18 protein-coding genes are annotated in these 22,953 nt (G+C 46.9%); 5 read left to right on the top strand and 13 right to left on the bottom strand.

The genetic code is table 11. The features are described 5' to 3' along the window. Entirely contained in the window at window positions 1-1,962 is a 1,962-nt protein-coding gene (locus ACBP46_RS09060) for a DNA topoisomerase IV subunit B (protein ID WP_371016410.1), read from the bottom strand. A 237-nt stretch (window positions 1,963-2,199) separates the two neighbouring features. On the opposite strand from ACBP46_RS09060, the gene trxA reads away from it, so the two are divergent. Together trxA and rho are read left to right on the top strand one after the other, a co-directional pair. Beyond that, window positions 2,200-2,526 carry a thioredoxin TrxA gene (gene trxA / locus ACBP46_RS09055; RefSeq protein ID WP_371016409.1) on the top strand — a complete coding sequence of 109 codons (327 nt, stop codon included), beginning with the start codon at window positions 2,200-2,202 and terminating at the stop codon, window positions 2,524-2,526. A gap of 67 nt (window positions 2,527-2,593) precedes the next feature. After that, window positions 2,594-3,850 carry a transcription termination factor Rho gene (rho, locus tag ACBP46_RS09050; RefSeq protein WP_371016408.1) on the top strand — a complete coding sequence of 419 codons (1,257 nt, stop codon included), beginning with the start codon at window positions 2,594-2,596 and terminating at the stop codon, window positions 3,848-3,850. Window positions 3,851-3,913: 63 nt separating this feature from the next. Here rho and ACBP46_RS09045 read toward each other — a convergent pair whose 3' ends face one another. After that, complete coding sequence (locus ACBP46_RS09045; RefSeq protein WP_371016407.1) at window positions 3,914-7,447, bottom strand: YhdP family protein; 3,534 nt, start codon at window positions 7,445-7,447, stop codon at window positions 3,914-3,916. 19 nt (window positions 7,448-7,466) lie between these two features. Here ACBP46_RS09045 and glnE point away from each other — a divergent pair, with 19 nt between their 5' ends. Both glnE and ACBP46_RS09035 read left to right on the top strand, forming a co-directional pair. After that, complete coding sequence (gene glnE, locus ACBP46_RS09040; RefSeq protein ID WP_371016406.1) at window positions 7,467-10,202, top strand: bifunctional [glutamate--ammonia ligase]-adenylyl-L-tyrosine phosphorylase/[glutamate--ammonia-ligase] adenylyltransferase; 2,736 nt, start codon at window positions 7,467-7,469, stop codon at window positions 10,200-10,202. Between the two features lie 15 nt (window positions 10,203-10,217). After that, a complete protein-coding gene (locus ACBP46_RS09035) occupies window positions 10,218-10,904 on the top strand; it encodes an epoxyqueuosine reductase QueH (protein ID WP_371016405.1) in 687 nt (228 codons plus the stop codon). A 56-nt stretch (window positions 10,905-10,960) separates the two neighbouring features. Here ACBP46_RS09035 and ACBP46_RS09030 read toward each other — a convergent pair whose 3' ends face one another. The 6 genes from ACBP46_RS09030 to clpB form a co-directional block, all read right to left on the bottom strand. Beyond that, window positions 10,961-11,668, bottom strand: coding sequence for an ABC transporter ATP-binding protein (locus ACBP46_RS09030; protein ID WP_371016404.1), 708 nt, complete (start codon window positions 11,666-11,668; stop codon window positions 10,961-10,963). Then, window positions 11,665-12,453, bottom strand: coding sequence for an ABC transporter ATP-binding protein (locus ACBP46_RS09025; protein ID WP_371016403.1), 789 nt, complete (start codon window positions 12,451-12,453; stop codon window positions 11,665-11,667). The genes ACBP46_RS09030 and ACBP46_RS09025 overlap by 4 nt, the downstream gene beginning before the upstream one ends. Further along, the gene (locus tag ACBP46_RS09020) at window positions 12,440-13,384 is read right to left on the bottom strand and encodes a branched-chain amino acid ABC transporter permease (RefSeq protein ID WP_371016402.1); all 945 of its coding nucleotides are present in this window, start codon (window positions 13,382-13,384) and stop codon (window positions 12,440-12,442) included. Before ACBP46_RS09020 ends, ACBP46_RS09025 begins: the two co-directional genes overlap by 14 nt. Before the next feature lie 2 nt (window positions 13,385-13,386). After that, a complete protein-coding gene (locus ACBP46_RS09015) occupies window positions 13,387-14,307 on the bottom strand; it encodes a branched-chain amino acid ABC transporter permease (protein ID WP_371016401.1) in 921 nt (306 codons plus the stop codon). A 22-nt stretch (window positions 14,308-14,329) separates the two neighbouring features. Further along, the gene (locus ACBP46_RS09010; RefSeq protein ID WP_371016400.1) at window positions 14,330-15,496 is read right to left on the bottom strand and encodes an ABC transporter substrate-binding protein; all 1,167 of its coding nucleotides are present in this window, start codon (window positions 15,494-15,496) and stop codon (window positions 14,330-14,332) included. A 171-nt stretch (window positions 15,497-15,667) separates the two neighbouring features. Further along, entirely contained in the window at window positions 15,668-18,256 is a 2,589-nt protein-coding gene (gene clpB, locus ACBP46_RS09005) for an ATP-dependent chaperone ClpB (protein ID WP_371016399.1), read from the bottom strand. A 342-nt stretch (window positions 18,257-18,598) separates the two neighbouring features. Between clpB and ACBP46_RS09000 the strand changes: the two genes are divergently transcribed. Further along, window positions 18,599-19,339: a helix-turn-helix domain-containing protein gene (locus ACBP46_RS09000; protein WP_371016398.1), complete on the top strand. Its 741-nt coding sequence runs from the start codon at window positions 18,599-18,601 to the stop codon at window positions 19,337-19,339. A 65-nt stretch (window positions 19,340-19,404) separates the two neighbouring features. Here the strand turns inward: ACBP46_RS09000 and ACBP46_RS08995 are convergent, their stop codons facing one another. The 5 genes from ACBP46_RS08995 to ccoO all read right to left on the bottom strand — a co-directional run bounded on the left by ACBP46_RS08995 (window position 19,405) and on the right by ccoO (window position 22,948). Further along, complete coding sequence (locus tag ACBP46_RS08995) at window positions 19,405-19,623, bottom strand: FixH family protein (protein WP_371016397.1); 219 nt, start codon at window positions 19,621-19,623, stop codon at window positions 19,405-19,407. A gap of 9 nt (window positions 19,624-19,632) precedes the next feature. Beyond that, window positions 19,633-21,144, bottom strand: a complete 1,512-nt coding sequence (ccoG, locus tag ACBP46_RS08990; RefSeq protein ID WP_371016396.1) for a cytochrome c oxidase accessory protein CcoG — start codon at window positions 21,142-21,144, stop codon at window positions 19,633-19,635. A gap of 67 nt (window positions 21,145-21,211) precedes the next feature. Continuing rightward, window positions 21,212-22,117: a cytochrome-c oxidase, cbb3-type subunit III gene (gene ccoP, locus ACBP46_RS08985; RefSeq protein WP_371016395.1), complete on the bottom strand. Its 906-nt coding sequence runs from the start codon at window positions 22,115-22,117 to the stop codon at window positions 21,212-21,214. Next, the gene (locus ACBP46_RS08980; protein WP_371016394.1) at window positions 22,110-22,289 is read right to left on the bottom strand and encodes a cbb3-type cytochrome oxidase subunit 3; all 180 of its coding nucleotides are present in this window, start codon (window positions 22,287-22,289) and stop codon (window positions 22,110-22,112) included. Before ACBP46_RS08980 ends, ccoP begins: the two co-directional genes overlap by 8 nt. After that, a complete protein-coding gene (ccoO, locus tag ACBP46_RS08975; protein WP_371016393.1) occupies window positions 22,289-22,948 on the bottom strand; it encodes a cytochrome-c oxidase, cbb3-type subunit II in 660 nt (219 codons plus the stop codon). Before ccoO ends, ACBP46_RS08980 begins: the two co-directional genes overlap by 1 nt. Window positions 22,949-22,953 lie beyond the last annotated feature (5 nt).

Raw genomic sequence — 22,953 nt, 5'->3', positions numbered from 1 at the left:
TTAAATATCCACATCAGCCAAATTACCCTTGGCCTCTAACCACGTGCGGCGCTGTGCAGCCTCGCCTCGACCCATTAACATGTCAAACATCTCGGTGGTTCCCGTGAGCCCTTGGGCACCATAGGCCACCGGTAATAGGCGACGCGTATCTGGATTCATCGTGGTGTCCCAGAGCTGTTCTGCGCTCATTTCCCCTAGCCCTTTAAATCGGCTGATAGACCACGAGTCCTCTCGTACTTTTTCTTTGCGTAATTTATCGATAGCACTGTCTAATTCGGCTTGATCTAAGCAATAAATTTTGCGTGCTGGCCGTTTTGCTATGGCCGGCACATCAAGACGGAATAAAGGGGGGCGCGCAATATAAATATGTCCGGCTTGAATCAATGCAGGAAAATGACGGAAAAACAAAGTCAAAAGCAAGACCTGAATATGCGAGCCATCTACGTCGGCATCCGACAAAATACAGATTTTGCCGTAACGCAGTTGGCTTAAATCAGGGGTTTCTGTTGCTGTGTGTGGATCTACCCCTATAGCAACGGAAATATCATGGATTTCTTGGTTAGCAAATAAACGGTCACGGTCGACTTCCCACGAGTTTAAAACCTTGCCGCGGAGCGGTAAAATGGCTTGAAACGATTTATCTCTACCCATTTTAGCTGAGCCCCCCGCCGAGTCCCCCTCTACTAAGAACAGCTCGTTGCGGCTTGTGTCTTGCGACTCACAATCCGTCAGCTTGCCAGGTAGAACCGCTACGCCCGAACTTTTACGCTTTTCAATGCGCTGTGTGGAACGCACACGGGCTTGTGCATGACGAATTACTAGCTCCGCCAGCTTCTTGCCGTCTTCTACCTCTGAGTTTAAGCGTAACTCGAGCGCATTACGTACAAATGTGCTGATCATCCGCACGGCATCGCGACTGTTTAAGCGCTCTTTAATTTGACCTTGGAACTGTGGGTCTAAGATTTTTGCGGACAATACAAAGCTAACACGCGCAAACACATCTTCGGGCAATAAGCGTAACCCTTTTGGTAGCAAGCTGTGTAGCTCAGCAAAGTTTTTTACGGCTTGGTAAAGCCCATCGCGTAGTCCGGCCTCGTGCGTACCACCTGCTGGCGTAGCAATCAGGTTTACAAACGATTCGCGCATAACATTGCCTTCAAGTGTCCACGCCACGACCCATTCTACGCCCTCACCTAAAGCATAATTTTCGTCGTCTTCGCTAGCAAACTGCGCCCCTTGGAATAAAGGCAGATAAAGCTCTTGGTCTGTAAGAGCTTCTTGAAGATAACCCGCTAGACCGCTTTCATAGCACCACTGTAACTGCTCATTGGTTTTCTCATTGACTAAGCTAACCGTGGTACCACTAAGCAATACCGCCTTGCTGCGCAGCACATGTTTCAGCTCAGCCAAAGGAATTTGTGCTGAGTCAAAATACCTTGGATCGGGCCAAGCGCGTACTCGGGTTCCTGTTTTACGCTTTGGCGCTGAACCGGCGATATATAAGGCATTGAGCACATTGCCATCAGCAAAATCAATTTGATGAATTTCGCCCTGACGCCACACTTGCACCTCTAGCCGAGTGGATAAAGCATTCGTCACTGAAACGCCTACACCATGCAGCCCGCCAGAGAACGCATACGCGCCCCCGTCCTTTTTATCAAACTTTCCTCCGGCATGCAGTCGAGTAAAAACTAACTCTACCACCGGCGCGTTTTCTTGGGGGTGCAGACCCACAGGGATACCCCGCCCATCATCCTCGACGGAGATACTTTGATCTTTGTGCAACGTCAACGTAATATGTTTTGCATATCCGGCTAAAGCTTCATCTGCCGCATTATCGATAACCTCTTGTATAATGTGTAAAGGGTTATCTGTACGGGTATACATGCCCGGACGTTGACGCACTGGCTCTAAGCCTTTCAACACCCGAATTGATGATTCATCGTAATTGGACTTAGACACTCTCTAATCTCTATCAATCGGAAAAAAAATCTATTTTACGAACTATGGGTGCAAACCCCAAATACAATATAGCAACTGAATGATTTGATTCTGTTGAAATAGGGTTTGGTACTTACCGCACAGCTTGTAGAAAAAGCACAACACAGACAAAAATGTCTTGCGCATACATTGTGCTTGTTGCATGCGATCTCGTATAGTGTATTTATTCGATCACCTTTATACTCAGACATTTTAGCCATGAGCCAATTCATTAAAAATGTATCCGATGCGTCTTTTTCCGAAGACGTTCTTAACTCCGACCAACCTGTACTTGTCGATTACTGGGCAGCATGGTGTGGTCCATGTAAAGCTATCGCCCCTATTTTGGACGAAGTTGCTGAACAATACGCTGGTCGTGTTACTATTGCTAAACTAAACGTAGATGACAATCCCGAAACCGCCTCTAAATTTGGCATCCGTGGTATTCCTACGTTAATGCTGTTCAAAAATGGTCAACCTACCGAAACCAAAGTAGGTGCCATTACTAAAACACAGCTCCAAGAATTTCTCGATAACTCCTTATAAACAACAATCTCTGCGCGAGCCATGTCCTTGGCTCGCCGCCATTGGCTGATTCCCTTCTTTTCTTCTCATGCACCTCAACGAACTCAAAGCGCTGCACGTGTCGCAGCTGCTAGAAATGGCTGCCAGCCTAGAAATAGATAATGCTAACCGTATGCGCAAACAGGAACTCATGTTTGCAATTATGAAAAAGCGCGCTAAACAAGGCGAACAAATCTTCGGAGATGGCGTACTTGAAGTCTTACCCGATGGGTTTGGTTTTCTACGCTCCCCCGAGACTTCCTATCTAGCTAGTACTGACGACATCTATATTTCACCCTCTCAAATTCGTCGTTTTAATTTGCATACAGGGGATTCCATCGAGGGCGAGGTTCGCACTCCTAAAGATGGGGAACGCTACTTTGCTCTAGTCAAAGTAGACAAAGTGAACGGTATGCAACCCGAGGTCATCAAACATCGCATCATGTTTGAAAACCTCACCCCCCTTCACCCCAACCAACCCATGCGCCTAGAGCGCGACATTAAAAGTGAAGAAAATATTACCGGTCGCATTCTGGATATCTTTGCGCCCATTGGTAAAGGTCAACGCGCTCTTATCGTAGCAAGTCCTAAATCAGGTAAAACAGTGATGATGCAGCACATGGCTCATGCAATCACCACCAATTACCCGGACTCCACCCTAATTGTGCTTCTGGTTGACGAGCGTCCCGAAGAAGTCACAGAAATGCAGCGTACTGTACGCGGCGAAGTGGTTGCTTCTACTTTTGATGAACCGGCTACGCGTCACGTTCAAGTTGCGGAAATGGTCATTGAAAAAGCCAAGCGTCTGGTAGAGCTTAAAAAAGATGTGGTTATTCTCTTAGACTCCATTACCCGTCTGGCTCGAGCATATAACACGGTGGTCCCAGCCTCTGGCAAGGTTCTTACCGGTGGTGTAGATGCTAACGCTTTACAACGTCCTAAACGCTTTTTTGGTGCAGCCCGAAATCTTGAAGAAGGCGGCTCTTTAACCATTATTGGTACCGCTCTCATAGAGACAGGTAGCCGTATGGACGAAGTCATCTACGAAGAGTTCAAAGGCACAGGTAACTCTGAAATCCATCTCGAGCGTCGTTTGGCGGAAAAACGTATTTATCCCGCCATTAACCTCAATAAAACCAGCACACGTCGTGAAGAGCTTTTAATCAAACCCGACTTATTGCAAAAAGTTTGGGTTTTACGTAAATTTATTCATGATATGGACGAGGTCGAGGCCATGGACTTTATTTTAGATAAAGTTAAAGCCACCAAGAACAACGCCGAGTTCTTTGACATGATGAAAAAATAAATACTCATGGCTTAACTAAAAAACACTCCTATTGCTATGCACTGGAGTGTTTTTTTTATGGACCTAGTGCTCTGTTAAGGGAGCCTCGTTGGTCTCAACCTGATCCCAGGGGCCAGTCAGGTGATAGCGCATGGTCATGGCTTTGGCTAAGGGATCCTTTAATAACCACTGCGTTAGAAAAGCACTGGCCCCCACCACCGGGTTAAGCGCAAAACCAGCGGCTAAAGCCGCACCACTCATTTCCATACGTGGCACTACTAATGCATACAGATCTAACTGCTTTGCATCCAAATCCGCGCTACCTTCTAAAGCCACTGCCCCAACAGGTCCAACAACTTGAAAATCATGGGTCTGGGCAATTGCATTGTCTAAACGAATTTGGCCAGTTATGGCATCAAATGGCAAACCATTTTGTAACACTCCCCGCAAATCCGTACCCAAAGTCGTTAAGCGTGAAATGGATTGCAGTGAAAGAAACTCAAGCCATTTACCTGTTTGCGAATGCAGTTGGTGCAAACGACCACGCTGCAAAGATAAATCCATCGTAGCCTGCAGTGTTTGTAACGACGTTTGCCATGGAAACTGTTGCCAATTGAGTTGTGTGTTGAGCTGCCCTTGGCCCTCGACCATTAAATTTTTAAATCCTACGTAATCCAACAACTCACCCATGGTAGAACTGTTTAACTCTGTCTGTAACTGCAAACCGCGCTCTGTACCGGCTAGATGCCAACTCCCTTGTCCATGCAATTCGCCATAAGGCGTACTCAGTTTTAGATGAGGAATTTGCCACAAAAATGGGTCGTTAGCGCTGCTTCGACCTTGCACCTCAACCTGCCCTAAATGCCATGCCCCATAACTGAGTTCACTAACCTTCAAATTCAGGTCTGGCCAAACCATTTCTGGGTCTAAGCGTTCTTTGTTGGTTGCGGTTAAAGTAGCGTCAGAAGTGGGCTGCCAATGAATCCTCTGAAAATCAGCTTGTACTGGCCCTTGAATGTGCCCCTCAGAGTCTTCTTGCCACTGCACCGTACCCGCTACTTGTTCCGAGCTGATGTCCGTGCGCCACTGACGCGGTTGAAGCTGCTGCGAGGTATACGTTAATTGATTTAATACCCCATCAAATATGGCAGCTTGGTTTGTTTTGATCCGAACCGTATTAAGCTCTAGAGAGCTAGGCGTTGTTTTGTTGCTTAGCGCTTGGGTAAATGAAGACACCACCTCTTGCCACGCATTTAAATCTAACTCCGTTTCCTCTATGTCCACCCAAAAACCAGGGCGCATTGAATTGGGCTGAGCCCGTTTCCAAGTGAAATAGCCTCTATCAAACTGAATAGAATCACTGGCGCTCTGTTGCAAGTGCAAATGTAAGTCTGAGCCTAACTGAGCGTGCAAGGCACGGTTTGACTGCTGAGCACTCCAACTTAGTTGTAGCGGCCATTCTTGCTCCGCCCGTTTCTTTAAAGGTGCAGGCAAATGTAGTGCAATACCTTTCAATGGGGTTTGGACGTGTATGGCAAATTGATTGTCCGCATCAAAACCTATCTGCGCGTGGTAAGGTGCTGTACCCTGTGCATACAGTGCCAAAGGCTTGATCTTATAAAATGCAGTGAGCTCCTCTAGTTTAAGCTGCCCCTCAAGCTCTAAAGCCTGATTAGCCTTGCCTATAGTCTGACTGATCTGAACCGGGCCGCCCAGCCATTGTGCTTTTAACTGGGCCTGTGCATCTTTTTCTGAAAAAAGCAATTTACCCTGCACCTGTGAAAGTGGCGGCAGCTGCGGCCAAAGCTGCAAAGTATTTTGCTTGAAATCAATATGCCCTTGCACTTGGGTTTGCTCGCCGTGGGCTAAGTTCACTCTTAGTGCTAAAGGCACTGCCCATTCGCCAGTGGCCTTTGCTTGATCAAAAGTATGATCAAGCAATACGCCTAAGTCGCTGTGTGTCATCAAACCTAGATAAGCTTGCGCTGGCCCATGCGTAGTAGTCTCTATAGTTAATAGAGGCTCCTGTGCTGAGAAATCATCGATGGCTAACGTGATCGCAGGAGCCAATACCACATCTTTGCCATTGGGCTTCAAAGCACCTTGCGCTTGTTTTAAGTCAAGGCGATTACCAAGAATACTTAAACTACCCTGGATATTTTCTACCTTGGGCCACCCCTTCTCGGAGCCTTGAGCCGGATAATAATCCACCACGGCATCTTCAATTGCAGCGCCCACATAAAATAGCCCTTGAGCAGGGTCCGTATATGGGTACTGATCTAAACGTCCCTGCCAACGTAACACGGCCTCAGACGCCTGCCCTGACGCTAAGCCATCGCGTAGCCAACCCACTACGGTTTCGGCAATAGCAGGCGTGGGAAAATAAGCATAAAGACGATTGAGTTGAATGCGTTGCGCTCGCGCCGTTAGATCCAGCTCGCTTTGAGACCAGTCTGAGTCATGCAGTGCCACTGAGCCCTTCATAGCTAACTCAAAGTCCGCATTCTGTACAAAAAAATGGCTTAGCTCAATAGATGGGCTTTTAGGCTGAGCTGAATGTGAAGCCACCAACTCTAAGCGATCAAAATACCAAGGTTGCGTAAAGAAAGAGCTGTCGTGCCATTGTGCACCGCTGGCATAGACTTCTAGCGAGAAAGCGTCCTCTTGTAATCGTTCATACAAAGGTCGCTCTTGAATAAAATGATTAAAACTACGCCACGGGCCTTGAGCAAATATACGCACCTGTTCGGCAGACAAAGTACCAAGCTCTTTGGTATTCCATTTAGGTTTATGCACACGGAGGTCTAAGGCCACCTCTTCAATTTGACTTTGATCAATTTGAAGCCAAATCTGGCTATCTAATTGGGCCTGAGTCAAGCCGGTAGGCAGGTCTACCCATTGTTGCCAGGCATGGGCACTTAAATCTGCCATGCGAATATACACATTGCCACTGAGCTGTTGATTTAGTAGCTCTTCACGCTGCAAAGCCCCTTGTAGTTGAACTTGTTGCCCCAAGTGCTCAGGCGGTGTGGCGGTGAGCTCATACTGCAACACTCCCTCGTACTGATGCAGAACTCCTTGTACTTGGCTAAGTTGAATAGGCTCTGTAGCTCGCCCTAGATCGTGCCAACGTAGTACAGCGTGCTGCAACTCAATATGATCCTGCTGCGTTAACCAATGCCAAAACCCCGATGACGAAGTAGAGTTAGTCGATGTGGCCCAGGACTGCCCTGCTAGATGCCATTGATTGCGCGCGTCCCGTTGCAAGCTCAACTCGAGCCCATCAATACGTAAATAAGAAAAGTGTGGTTGCGCATGCCAAAGGCTACTTGGTTTAAAACGCGCAATAAGACGCGGTATGGCTATAGCCTGCAGTGAATCAGGATCACCTACTGTGACATGCTCTAGTTGCAATTCAGGATATATGCCCTGCCACTGCGCTTGGATCGAACCAATGGTTATTTCGCTTTGAGTTAGGGTACTGAGCGCCTGACTAATGGGTGCACGCCACTGATCGATATTAGGCATTAGCCAATATCGTAAGCCTAGCACTACAATTAAGAAAACCACATAAACAGCAAGTAGTCCCCGCCCTGTCCAGCGTAACAAAGGCCCCATTTCTCTCTTTGATTTAGTTATGAATTTAACACGCACATTAAACTGGTCTGGTGCTCTGCGACGCCAACTAAATGCCACCCCTGAGCTAGCAGATTGGCTTGAGGAGCACAGTGTGCACCCGGTTAGTCCTGACCGCATTATGAACTGGTTTGATCTGCTTCAGGCCTCGTCGGGTAGCCCTACCAATCCCGATCAGCTTAAACAGCAGTTACGCATAATGCGACGCTATGTCTTTTTTACTCTTATGCAAAGAGACATGCAGGCAAAAGCTAGTTTAGCCGAAGTTGGCACCGCCATGAGTTTTTTAGCCGACTTGAGTGTGAGCAAAGCTTATCAATGTGTAAGCCACGAACTCAGCCAAGCCCATGGCATCCCACGTGACTCAAATACAGGAGCACCACTAGAAATGCTCATTGTAGCCATGGGCAAATGGGGTGGGTCTGAGTTAAACGTGTCTTCTGATATTGATTTAATTACTTTGTATGCGGAAGACGGGGAAACCGATGGGCCAAGACCGCGTAGTCATCATGAATATTTTGGGCGTCTTACACAGCGTATGCTACCTTTGCTGTCACAAACCACTGCCGCAGGCCATGTATTTAGGACGGATTTACGTCTACGTCCAGATGGCGATGCCGGTGCTTTAGCCTGGAGCCTTAATGCCCTTGAGCATTATTTTATGCATCAAGGGCGCGAATGGGAGCGCTATGCGTGGATTAAAGCACGACTCCTGCCCGTACGTGCTTTTACTGAGAGCCAACCAGCAGCGGCAGCCCAACGCTTAGAGCAGATCCGCGTTCCTTTTGTGTATAGAAAATATTTTGACTTTGATGCGCTAGCTGCTTTGCGCGAGTTACGTGAGCGTATTCGTCAGGACTGGGAACGCAAAGTTGTGGCAAAGGACAGTTTAGAAAGTACGCATAATATTAAACTTGGCGACGGGGGCATTCGTGAAATTGAGTTTGTGGTTCAATTGAATCAACTCATTCGGGGTGGGCGCTGGCCGTCAGTACAACAACAAAATTTACACGATGCGGTTCATGCCCAAGTTCAAGCAGATCTTATGGATGCAAGTCTGGCCCAACCGCTGTTAAGTGCGTATGAGTTTTTACGCCGCACTGAACACTTTTTACAATATCGCGAAGACCAACAAACCCATTTATTGCCTACGGATACAGAACAAACAGCATTGCTCGCTGAGAGTTTAGGCATGGATACGGCACGTTTTATCTCGGAACTAAAACAGCATCGATCCTTTGTGCACCACAGCTTTCAAGATGCTTTCCGTATAGCAGGCGTAGATAAAAAAACAGTGCTGCACTCGGCTAAACGCAGCACCAAGCTAGATTTACCTACGCCTTGTGCCGATACCGACCCCCATGTATTGGAAATAGAAAGCCAACGCTTGCTACAAAGCCATCGCATTCAGCGCCTACCCACATTTAGTTTAAAACGCTTGCAACAACTGTTGCCTTTGGTACGCATGGCAGCCACTCATACCGATGACCCAGTAGAAACCAATAAACGAGTGCATCATATCTTAGAACATATTTCTAACCGCAGCTCGTACCTAGCACTGTTATTGGAATACCCTGAAACCATTCAACGGTTAAGCGCCATGGCTGGGGCCAGTCCATGGGCTGCCCACTATCTCAGCCAATACCCATTAGTACTTGATAGTTTAATTGAGTGGAATCAATTATTAGAGAGCCCAGACTTTATAAGTCTTGCCGAACAACTGCGCTTAGAGCTAGATGCTTGTGTGCTTCCTAATGGTCAAGCAGACGTAGAGCGGCAGATGAATCTTATGCGCGACCTGCAACACCAAGTCAGCTTTCAGCTTCTAGCACAAGATTTAGCCGGGCTTTTAACCGTAGAAGCATTGGCCGACCAGCTATCAGCGTTAGCTGATATGCTTTTGGCCGAAACCATTTACCGTACTTGGCCTTTGGCTCAGGCCCGAAACACCACCACTTATACAGATCAACCCCGTTTTGCCGTGGTGGCCTATGGCAAATTAGGTGGCAAGGAATTGGGCTACGCCTCTGATCTGGACTTGGTGTTTTTATATGATGATCCCGACCAAGACGCCGTGGAAACTTACGTACGTTTAGGGCGGCGTATGGTGTCATGGCTAACCACCTTAACCTCATCCGGCCGTCTGTACGAGGTTGATATGCGACTGCGGCCTGACGGTGATGCCGGTTTAATTGCGGTTTCTATTGATGGGTTTGAAAAATACCAAAGCCAGCAAGCCTGGTCTTGGGAACATCAAGCTATTACACGTGCACGCTTTGTTGCAGGTGATCCTAATATCGGTGCTCGTTTTGAAAAAGTACGCCAAGCCATTTTGCTACGCGAGCGCGATCCATTACAATTTAAATCTCAAGTGATTGAAATGCGTACCAAGATTGCTCAAGCGCATCCAAATCCAAGCGGTTTATTCGATATAAAACACGATCAAGGCGGCATGGTTGATATCGAGTTCATTACACAGTATTTAGTGCTATGTTATGCTCATCACTATCCCGCTCTATTAAACAACTTAGGTAATATTGCTCTATTGGGCATGGCCGCCGAATACGGTTTGATCCCTACCGCTCTGACCAAGCCTGCCATTCAGGCATATCGTACCTTTAGGCGCTATCAACATAACTTACGTCTTCAAGGGGCAACGGTAGCCCGCTTACCTCAAGCACAAGTCCAGCAAGAACGTGACGCCGTCTGTGCGTTATGGCAAACCATCATGGATTAATTCTCATTACCCACAATGAAACTTACAGAATTTACTCGTCCTATACTGACTCCTCCGAACAACAGCAAAAAGGTGTTGTTGCACTCGTGTTGTGCACCTTGCTCAGGCGAGGTCATGGAGGCCATGACTGCCTCGGGTATTGATTACACTATTTTCTTTTACAACCCGAATATTCATCCTCTGCGCGAATACGAAATCCGTAAAGAGGAAAACATGCGTTTTGCCGAACAGCACAACATCCCATTTATTGATGCAGATTACGATGCGGATAACTGGTTTGTACGTGTAAAAGGCATGGAAAACGAACCAGAGCGCGGCATCCGTTGCACCGAGTGTTTTGATATGCGATTCGAGCGTACGGCTTTATACGCCTACGAAAACGGCTTTGACACCATCTCTAGCTCATTGGCTATTTCCCGCTGGAAAGACATGGATCAAATTAATGGTTGTGGTGAGCGTGCAGCAGCACGCTATCCAGATATGCTGTACTGGACCTACAACTGGCGCAAAGACGGTGGCTCACAACGTATGCTAGAGATCAGCAAGCAAGAGCAGTTTTATCAACAGGAATACTGTGGCTGTGTGTACTCTTTGCGTGATACGAATAATTGGCGTATGTCCAAAGGACGTCCACGTATTGAGTTTGGCGTGAAATTTTACGGCGTTAACGACACCGCAACCCTGAAAAAAACAGCAAAATAACCCGTAATCCATAACGCGTACTCACACCGTGGGTACGCGTCATATCAGGGCTGCCGTTACACGCCCAAATAGCGTTCCCACAAGCTAGGGTCAGCCGCTAAACCTGTAGAGTTCCCCTGCCAAACCACACGCCCTTTTTCTAAAATAATATGATGGTCTGCCAACTTCATAAGGCGTTCTACGTATTTATCGATAATTAAAATAGTTTGGCCTTGGGCGCGTAGTACATCTAGACACTGCCAAATCTCCTCGCGAATCTTAGGAGCTAAGCCTTCGGAGGCCTCATCTAGAATTAATAATTTGGGATTCGTCACTAACGCTCGACCAATCGCCAGCATTTGTTGTTCGCCACCCGAAAGCTGATTCCCCATATTGTGTTGGCGTTCCCGCAAACGAGGAAAGAAATCGAATACCTTTTCTGGGGTCCACTCCTGAGTGGCTTTAGGATTGCGTTGGGCCACAAAAGCAGTCAAATGCTCTTTTACGGTTAAATTTGGAAAACACATGCGGCCTTCGGGCACAATGGCAATACCAGCTCGTGCAATTTTATCCGTGCTCCAGCCTTTGGTATTTTGCCCCTCGAACCGAACCGAGCCGGCTCGCACAGGCAACATGCCTAGCAGAGTCTTTAGCAACGTGCTTTTACCCATGCCATTACGCCCCAGCACGGTGACAACTTGCCCCGCTTGTATTTGTAGGTCTACCCCAAATAACACCTGACTGGCCCCATAGCCGCTTTCTAAGTGATCAATTTGCAGAATCATGCGGCCTCCGTTGACTCATCGCCTAAATAGGCATTTTTTACGGCTTCATCGTGACGAATTTGCTCGGGCGTGCCCGAGGCAATGATTTGCCCTGCCACTAATACAGAAATACGATCCGCCAGTCTAAAAACAGCTTGCATATCGTGCTCAACAAGTAACATGCTGGCCTTGCCACGCATGGACTCGATAAGCTCGGTCAAACGTAAGCTCTCGTCTGGCCCCATGCCTGCCATGGGCTCGTCTAACAGCATAACCACAGGATCAGCAGCTAACGACAAAGCAAACTCTAGCTTGCGCTGTTCCCCATGTGGCAAGTGTTTAGCTTGACTATGCCAGACATTAGAATCAATAGCACATTCGTGTGCTAGCTGTTTTGCCCGCTCGAATAGCTGCTGTTCACTATCACGTGTTTTCCAAAAACGATAGCTACTACCCGTGGCGGCCTGAACGGCTAACATTAGGTTTTCTAATACGGTGTAGTCGTTAAAGATATTAGTGACCTGAAATGAACGCGCTAGCCCCTGAGCCACCCGCTGATGGGCTTTTAAGCCTGTAATATTTTGTGTTTGCAAAAACAGCTCGCCTTGATCAGGACGTAAGGTGCCTGCTAACAGATGAATCAGCGTTGATTTGCCTGCGCCGTTTGGACCTATTAACCCATGAATTTCGCCTTGGTGGAGCTCTATAGACACCCCATTTGTCGCCCGTAAAGCACCAAAACGTTTGTGTAAATTTTGGGCTTGAAATACCACGGGTGCTGAGGTGGATTCGTTATGTATTGTCATTGCTTACCTTTTTCTTATCAAACCAACTGGCTAAGCCCTGTGGCGCAGCAAATACAACGATGAGGAGCAGAACACCTAAAGGCAAATGCCAGAATTCAGTCCAATTGCGCAAGACTTCTTCGAGCACTAATAACACTGCAGCCCCTGCTACCCCCCCAAACATAAGCCCCATACCCCCTACAAGCACCATAATGATGAGATCGGCGGACTGAGTCCAATGCATAAGACTAGGTGATACGAATAGATTATGGTTAGCTAATAACGCCCCAGCCAGCCCCATTAGAGCGCCGCTTAGCGTATAAGCCACCAGCTGAATACCATACACGGGATAACCTAATGCTTGCATGCGGCTAGGATTTTCTTTAGCACCACGCAAGGCATGCCCAAAACGGGACCCCATAAGCTGTTTAAATACAATAAAAGCCAACACCACTACGGCTAACACTACATAATAAAACTGCACGTCATTACTTAGATCAAGCCCCGGCAACGAGGAGTAATCGTATAAATTCATGCCGTCTTCACCACCGTATTGACGCAAGGAAATAAATAAGTAGTAGATCATTTGCGCAAACGCTAGGGTGATCATAATGAAGTACACCCCTTTGGTGCGCAATGAAATAGCGCCAGTAATACATGCAAGTAAGGCAGCCAAAATCATGGCGGTAGGCCAAACTAACCAAGCGGCATAAATACCGGCATCGGCCATAATACCTACGACATAAGCGCCTGCACCGAAAAAAGCAGCGTGCCCTAAAGCAACCAAACCGCCATAGCCCAATACCAAGTTAAGCGCACTGGCAGCCAAAGCAAAAATTAAGATACGTCGCACGAAGGAAACGTAAAACTCAAAACCAAAGCTAGGAGCGACTAAAGGAAAGGCAATTAACAACCCTAGCACTACAACAATAGCTAAACGTGTTTTTGTCATGATTAACCTCGCGCTGGAAATAATCCGGCGGGTTTTACTACCAAAACCACGGCCATTAGTAAATAAATTGACATTGCTGCCAACGTGGGCCCTACACTGGATGCAACATCAGCAGGGAAAACAGTACGTAGCAACATGGGCAAAAAAGCGCGCCCAGCGGTATCCACCATACCCACGAGTAACGCCCCCACAAATGCACCACGTATAGAGCCAATCCCCCCAATAACAATGCACACCAACACGAGAATTAGAATATCTTCGCCCATACCAATCTGGACGGCATTAATTGGCCCGAGCATTGCACCAGCTAAAGCAGCCAATGCAGCGCCTAGCGTAAAAATACCTAGAAAAAGAACAGGCACCCGCACGCCCATTAAAGTAGCCATCTGCCGATTGGATGCACCTGCGCGTACTAAAACCCCAGCACGTGTACGGGTAACAAAAGCATATAAGCCCACCGCTACCACTAAACCAACGGCAATGATCATTAGCCTAAAAGCGGGATATAAGAAGTCTGGAAGTACTTCTATGGGCCCGGATAAGGCTGTGGGCATATTGAACATAATCGGGGCGGGCCCCCAGATCATTTTGACAATATCGTTAGCGATTAAAATAATGGCGTAGGTGCCAAGGACTTGAGCAAGGTGATCTCTGAGCACCAAGCGACGCATCAATGCTAACTCTAGAACAATACCTACTAAAGCAGTAACCCCAACGGCAATTAATACAGCTAGAGTAAATGAGCCTGTACGCTGCATGGTTTCTGCAGCCACATAGGCCCCTGCCATATACAGGGACCCATGGGCCAAGTTCATGATATCCATAATGCCGAAGACCAAGGTCAGACCTGCAGCAATTAAAAACAACATCAACCCGAATTGCAAACCATTTAACAGCTGCTCAGTAACTAATATGAGCGACATTCTGTTATCAACCTTTTAATACTTATAGTTTGCATTCATCAACATATACGTCTTGGTAAGAGTCGAATACTGTTCCCACCAGCTTGTTAGTTAAAACGCCGTCTGCATCACGCTCGACCACGCGTACATAATATGGCTGGATAGGGAAGTTGTTTGTGCCGTAGCTAAACTTACCACGTACCGACTCGTAATCCGCTGACTTTAACGCCTCGAGGACTTTTGCGCGGTCTTTGACATTGCCATCTACCTGAGCCACTGCGGCATCCATGGCCATAATCACATCATAGGCTTGGGCGGCATACACGGAAGGATAACGACCATCGTATTCTTTACGGAAGGCTTCGACGAATTTTTTATTAGCAGGCACATCTAAATCATGGGCCCATTGAGCGGTATTAAACATGCCTTCGATAGGATCACCAACCGCTTGAATAATATCGGTATCGCCAGAGAAGCCCGGCCCTAAAAGCACGGTGTCTTTATTCAACCCTGCTGCAACAAACTGCTTGATAAAGTTAATGCCCATGCCGCCCGGTAAAAAGAAAAACACGGCTGCCGGCTTGTTGGCTCGAATTTGGGCAAGTTCAGCGGCATAATCAATTTGGCCTAACTTGGTGTAGATTTCTTCGCTAGGGGTTTTACCGTATCCGCGCTTAAAGCCATTAAGAGCGTCCTTGCCTGCAGGATAATCAGGCGCAAGGATGAACACTTTTTCGTAGTTACGGTCAGCAGCTACCTTGCCAGCGGCCTCGTGGAAGGCATCATTTTGATACGACACACCAAAGAAATAGGGATTGCACTGTTTGCCAGCCAGCTGACTAGGCCCCGGGTTTGTGGTTAAGTAAGGGATTTCTGCTTTAAATAAAGCAGGCCCTACCGCTAACGCCACATTGGAACCCACAGGACCAGTAAAAAAATCAATCTTATCGCGTTGAATATAGCGATTTACCAATTGACGGGCTTGGTCTGGGTTGCCCGCCATGTCTTGTTGAATGAACTCAGCAGGCTGTCCCCCTAGTTTGCCGTCCAATTGCTTAATGGCTAGGTTTAAACCATCGCGGATCTCAGCCCCTACTGCTGAAAATGGCCCCGAGTTGTCATTGGCAATTCCGACTTTAATCGTGTCTGCAGCAGCTGTAGTACCTAAGCCTACAGACGTTAATGCCAAAGCAGCTACTAAACGTTTCATAGATATCTCCTCATTATTCTTATTTTCGCTTATTTACGAAAATTACTTGTAAATAGTTTAGTTGTAAATTACTTTTGATGGCACGAGGGATATCACTTAGAGGGTTAGCCCTCATGCAAAGGCCAAAAACAAAAAAGCCCCACCTAAGTGGGGCCAGTAAATTAAAAAAGCTTATTTGGTAAAACTAAACGCATCATCCACAAAGCTAACATGAACGGTATCGCCATCGGCAAACTCACCTTGCAATATAGCTTTGGCTACAGGGTTTTCAATACTTTGCTGAATAGCACGTTTTAGCGGGCGGGCACCAAACACAGGATCAAAACCGACCTTGGCAATTTCTGCCAACGCCGCCTCTGACACATCTAGGTCCAGACCTCGATCTTGTAGCCGTTGATCCAAGCGCTGTAACTGAATTTTTGCAATGGCTTGGATATGCTGTGCATCTAAGCCGTGGAATACCACCACCTCATCAATACGGTTTAAGAACTCGGGACGGAAATGCTGTTTTACCTCTTCCCATACCACCTCTTTCACCGTTTCGTAAGGCTCATCCTGCATCATTTGAATGTGTTGCGACCCCAAGTTAGAAGTCATAATCACCACGGTGTTACGGAAGTCCACTGTGCGCCCTTGACCATCGGTTAATCGACCGTCGTCAAGCACTTGCAGCAGCACGTTAAATACATCGGGGTGTGCTTTTTCTACTTCATCAAGCAAGATCACACTATAGGGCTTACGACGCACCGCTTCGGTTAAATAACCACCTTGCTCGTAACCCACATAGCCGGGAGGCGCACCAATCAAACGAGCGACCGAGTGTTTTTCCATAAACTCAGACATATCAACACGAATCAGATGGTCTTCTGAGTCAAAGAGAAAACCAGCTAATGCCTTGGTAAGCTCTGTTTTACCCACACCAGTAGGCCCTAAAAACAAGAACGAACCATAAGGACGGTCTGGATCTGCTAGGCCTGCTCGTGAACGACGGATCGCATCTGACACTAAGGTGACGGCCTCGTCTTGGCCCACAACACGCTGATGCAGATGAGACTCCATCTGTAGAAGTTTCTCACGCTCACCTTGCATCATGCGCGATACAGGAATACCCGTGGCACGCGACACCACCTCGGCGATTTCCTCTACGCCTACTTGGGTTCGTAACAGTTTAGGGCGCTCAGCCTCTTCATCAACCGCTTCTTTTGCATGCTCAGCAGAAGCTAAGCGCTCTTCGAGCTGAGGTAATTTTCCGTATTGCAACTCGGCTAATTGCTCGAATTGACCTTTACGCTGATACTCTGCCATTTGTGCCCGTAACGCTTCAATTTCCTCTTTAATGGATTGCGTCCCTTGAACAGCGGCTTTTTCAGCTTTCCAGATATGGTCATAATCATCGTATTGACGCTGCAATGCCTCAAGCTCGTCTTCAATCGCTTGCAAACGTTTCTTAGAGGCATCGTCCTCTTCACGACGCACCGCTTCACGCTCAATTTTAAGCTGGATCATACGGCGTTCAAGCTTGTCCATGACCTCTGGCTTGGAATCAATCTCCATACGAATACGAGCGGCGGCCTCATCAATTAAGTCAATCGCCTTATCGGGTAAAAATCGATCGGTAATATAGCGATGAGACAACTCGGCTGCAGCAACAATAGCAGGGTCGGTAATGGCAACACCATGGTGCAGCTCATAACGCTCTTGGAGACCACGTAAAATAGCAATAGTTGATGCCACATCGGGCTCGTCAACCTGAACGCGTTGGAAGCGCCGTTCGAGTGCTGCGTCTTTTTCTATGTACTGCCGATACTCATCAAGAGTCGTCGCACCAATACAATGAATCTCGCCACGTGCTAAGGCGGGTTTGAGCATGTTGCCTGCGTCCATCGCCCCATCGGCTTTACCAGCGCCCACCACCATATGAATTTCATCAATGAAAAGAATGGTTTGACCTTCGTCTTGGGCCAGTTCTTTTAAGACCGCTTTTAAGCGTTCTTCGAATTCGCCGCGGAATTTAGCTCCCGCCAATAACGCCGCCAAATCCAGCACTAAAAGGCGTTTTCCTTTTAAGCTTTCTGGCACTTCGTTATTTACAATACGCTGAGCTAAACCCTCAACAATAGCGGTTTTACCTACGCCTGGCTCACCAATTAAAACAGGGTTATTTTTAGTGCGACGTTGCAATATTTGAATGGAGCGACGAATTTCATCATCACGCCCGATCACGGGATCCAGTTTGCCTAAACGCGCCCGCTCGGTAAAATCAGTGGTGTATTTAGATAAGGCTTCACGGTTTGATTCGCCCTCGGCATCTGTTACATTCGCCCCGCCACGCACCGCGTCTATAGCCGCTTCAAGGGCTTTGTCTTGCACCCCTACATCTCGTAAAATTTGGCTAGCACGTCCTTTGTCTTTTAAAACCGCAAGCAAAAAAAGCTCGCTTGCCACATAGGTATCACCACGTTGGGTCGCTTCTTTATCTGCCTGAGCTAAAGCCGTTTGCAGTTCGCGGCTAGCGCGTAAGTTCGCTTCTCCGCCCTCGACTTGGGGTTGAGCTGCTAGGTAGTTACTCAGTTCACTTTTTAGCCGAGGCACAGCACCACCAGCTCGGGCTAATAAACTACTAGCACCAGAGTCTGGGTCTTCGAGTAGCGCCAAGAGCACATGAGCAGGTTCTAAATAGGCATGTTTGCTTTGAATGGCCAAAGTTTGTGCAGTGCCTAAAGCCATTTGAAATTGTGTTGTTAATTTATCTATACGCATGGAATAGTTGGCCTTTAAAAAAAGCACAGTCTTAAACACATTGAATTAGCTTTAGCGCATTATTTAAGCCGTGCCATATATCAATTATTAAGTAATAGATACTGCCACTTTCATTTATTTCAAGAGAGTCAGACAAAATACTTCGTTTACAATATATAAACGATGTAACAAAAATACAACGCAATTAGAATAAACCGCCACCATATACCATTTATTTACTCATTAATCTAAGCATTAGCCAATCTAAACAAATGTAATTCGTTCTCTGGCTTAGAAAAAGCTACAATTATTATTGATTTGCCTCAAAGCAAATATTTTTCTTTTCTGTATTCAGAATAAATTATGCAAAAACGTATTCCCGTCACGGCTAACTCAATGCGTTGCTCCACGTGCATGTTAAGTGAGCTTTGCTTACCTTTGGGCATGCCCGAGCCAGAGCTAAATAGACTAGATGATCTTATTCAGGAACGCATTCGTCTTAAAAAAGGTGCCCCTTTATTTCATCTTTCCGATCCAGTGGATGCTGTTTATGCTTTACGCTCTGGTAGCCTTAAAACTCAGCTTGAAGATGCAACAGGTCAAGTACAAATTACCGGTTTTTTACTGCCAGGCGAAATTGCAGGAATGGATGGTTTGCTTAATAACACGCATGTATCCCATGCCATTGCTCTCGAAGACAGTGAAGTCTGCGTCATGCGTTTAGATGACTTTGACAACCTGGCTACCCAACTGCCCATGCTACAAACGCAGTTACGTCGTCTTATGAGCAAAGAAATTAATCGCTCCCATAGCATTATGATGACCTTGGGTGCTTTACGCTCTGAACAACGTTTAGCCGCCTTTCTATTAAATATGTCTGATCGCCTCACTGCACTAGGGTATTCACCCTATGAGTTTCTACTCCGCATGAGTCGCGAGGAAATTGGCAATTTTCTAGGTCTAACACTTGAAACTGTCAGTCGGTTGTTTTCGCGCTTTGCCCGTGAAGGCTTATTGGAAATACAACAACGTGAGGTTAAATTGCTTAATTTGCCCGCTTTACATCAATTAGCTGGTACCGTTTGCCCAAACCACGCGTATTAAACGCTTTATATTCTAAATGCCGCAATAAAAAAGCTAAGTTAAAAATAACTTAGCTTTTTTAATTTTTACTGCTGCTTGGATTCTGCTTTATCTACTTGGCTACTGGGCACAATCTGCAACCCTTTTTTCGTAGCTCCTGACATAGGTTTGTCGTAGTGAGAAAAAGCTAAGTAAATGGTGATCAAACATGCTACCACTACAATAGCAGGACCAGACATGAGGATCCAAGGCCAAGGCTCTTTATACCAAGGTTGCGTATCTTCACGTAAAGGTGCTGAGCTCATAGCAACTCCTTATTGGGGAATATAAAAATTAGAACTGTCTTTGGCATGCGTAGTTTGACGCTGCCCAGATACGGCATCGGCACGAATTTCTATCGCATGCATGCCACTGCTCAGACCACTATCAGACGGAATTTGCACAACCACAGGAACAAGTTCAGTAGAGGATGCTGGCAACACAATAGTATCTTTGCCATTATCTGCACGCTTGATTTTGATTTGAGCAATACCATCTGCTGACAACTGAATAGTCAGAGGTTCCTCGGCAGCGTTCACCAATTGCAAGCGATACACGTTTTCAATTAAACCACCCGCGACTTCACGCCCTAATAAGCCACGATCACGAATAATGTTCATCTTCAAGGTATCACGTAATGCCATGGAAACCACTAAAGCCAAGCTAACTAATACCAGTAAAGTTATGTAAATCAGCACACGTGGGCGGAACATACGCTTGCGAGCCTGATCTTGGGTTAAACCCTCGCTAATAGCACGACCTGAGGTGTAACGAATCAAATCGGGCTCATAGCCCATTTTGTCCATGACTTGATTACAGACGTCTACACAGGCACCACAGCCAATACACATGTACTGAAGACCCTCTCGGATATCAATACCAGTAGGACAGACCTGCACACACAAGCTACAGTTAATGCAGTCGCCCTTTCCTTGGGCTTTATGATCCACTTTTTTAGAGCGCGCGCCACGGGGCTCACCACGCACATAATCATAGCTAACCACAAAAGTATCATCATCTACCATCACACTTTGAAAGCGTGCGTAAGGACAGGCATAACGGCAAATGGATTCGCGCAAAAAGCCAGCAAAGCTTAATGTGGCTGCACTATACAACCAAAACCACACCCATTGCCATGTTCCTAATGTGAGATGAATAAACTCACCGGGTAGTTCTCTGATGGGCGCAAAATACCCAATAAAGGTAAATCCGGTCCATAAAGAAAATAAAACCCAAACCGTGTGTTTAGTGAATTTTATGCGGAATTTGCGCCAGCTCCAGGGCGCTTCGGCCAAACGGATACGAGCAACACGATCCCCTTCGATCTTGAGCTCAAACCACATCAGAATTTTGGTGTAGACCGACTGCGGACAGGCGTAACCACAGAACAAGCGTCCTGCAATTGCCGTAAATAAAAACAGCGCATAGGCTGAAATAATCAACAAGATGGCCAGATAAATAATATCTTGGGGCCACAACACCATACCGAACAAATAGAATTTTCTGGCACCCAGATCAAAGAGAACAGCTTGACGCCCATTCCACTGTAACCAAGGCAAACCAAAAAATAGAATCTGGGTGATCCAGATTAATGCAACCCGTATACGATCAAAATGCCCCGTGACGGAACGCGCCACAATTTTCCCATGGGCATCCTGAAGAATTTTTTCTAGTTGTGGTGAAGCTCCCACAACTGCCTGTTTATCAATTCGAGGCGGCTGCCAAGCAGGTACTTGATCAGCGTCTTGACCCATTTTATCGAGTCCTTTAGGAGCTTCACTACTCATGATACAAACCTTCAATCAATTGGTAAAAAGGCTCCTGACCTAACCTAGGTACGGAGCCTTAACTGTATTACTGTTCTACATTCGATAGACCCCAAACCCAACCAGCCAAGAGGCGGATTTGTTCTGGGGATAGATGGTCTTTTTGTGCGGGCATTTGGTTATCACGACCATTTAAAATACCGTACACAATCGTGTCTTCGGAGCTACCGTAGAGCCAAGCGCTGTCTGTTAGGTTAGGAGCCCCTAACATCTGATTACCTTTACCTTCGGCACCGTGACAAGCGACACAGAACTGATCGTAAAGTTTTTTACCTGGAACTACGCGCGTTTGATCATGAGCCAAGTTGCTGAAAGAGCGCACATACTGTGCGATTTCTGAAGCCTGAGCAGGAGTCATCATCGCATTATGTGCAGGCATAATCCCACGACGACCATTAGTGATGGTCTGTAAGATTTGCTCTGGCTCACCACCCCATAACCATGAATCATCAGACAAGTTTGGGAAAGACGGACTACCTTGGGCATCCGAGCCGTGACATTGCGCACAGTTGTTTAAGAATAAACGCTGACCAATGGCACGAGCATCGTCGTCTTTGGCAATATCAGTAATGGGCATTTCTGCATACTTCTGATAGACCGGCTGAACACGTGCTTCGATTTCCTCTTGGGCTAAACGTACCTCTTTGGCCTGGTTCGTACCCAACAAACCATCATAAGACCCCAAAGCCGGATAGAGAAACATATACGCTAAAGCAATAGCGCTTAGAATCAAATACATTGACACCCACCAGCGCGGTAACGGTGTATCGTATTCAGTAATACCATCCCAATTGTGACCTGTGTCACTGATGACCTCGCCCTTTTTGGGCTGGCCCTTTATCTGGCTAATGAGCACAAATAAACAGAACACCACCCCACCAAGGGCAATGGCTGTAATCCAAATGCTCCAGCCTACGCTGAAAAATTCATTCATTCGAATCCCCTACTTTCTGCCTTACGACCTCTTCCTCATCGGGCAGGTCGAAAGGCAGCCTAGACGCTTCATCGTTTGCTTTGGCACGGCCTTTAGACCATGCCCAAACAATGATTCCTAAAAAGGTTATTAAAGCTAATGCTGTGGCAATTCCATTTAAGACGCCAATCATTAGTATCTCCCTTCGGCTACAGCTGCTTCAGCAGCGGCGCGCCCTTGGACTCCTAAACCTTGTAAATAAGCCACCAATGCATCTTCTTCCGTTTTGCCTTTTAGCGCCTCGGGAGCTTTAGCAATTTCTTCGTCAGTATAAGGAACACCCAGTTTACGTAGGACTTCCATACGTTTTTGAATGTTTGCCCCTTCTACTGTATTGCGTTGCAACCAAGGATACGCTGGCATATTGGACTCACGCACCACATCACGTGGGTTACGCAAGTGAATACGATGCCATTCGTCGGTATAGCGCTGACCAACACGAGCCAAGTCTGGACCAGTACGCTTGGAACCCCATAGGAAAGGATGATCGTAAACGGACTCACCCGCTAAGGAGTAAGGACCGTAACGACGTACTTCGGATTCCAACATGCGGACTTGTTGGGAGTGACAACCTACACAGCCTTCGCGAATGTAGATATCACGCCCCATCAAACGTAATGGCTCATACGGGGTAACGCCTTCGGTTGGAGTAGTAGTTGAATGTTGGAAGAACAGAGGCACGATCTGCACCAAACCCGCCATCGCAATCACGATGAGAGTACAAATCATCAATAAGCCAACGTTCGTTTCCACCGTTGCATGGGAAAAAAACTTTTTCTTCTCGTTAGACATTGATC

The organism is Paenalcaligenes hominis (genome assembly GCF_041359055.1).
GTDB lineage: Bacteria > Pseudomonadota > Gammaproteobacteria > Burkholderiales > Burkholderiaceae_B > Paenalcaligenes > Paenalcaligenes hominis_A.
Note: the sequence above shows the minus strand (reverse complement) of the source record. Positions and strands in the feature narration are given on the sequence as shown.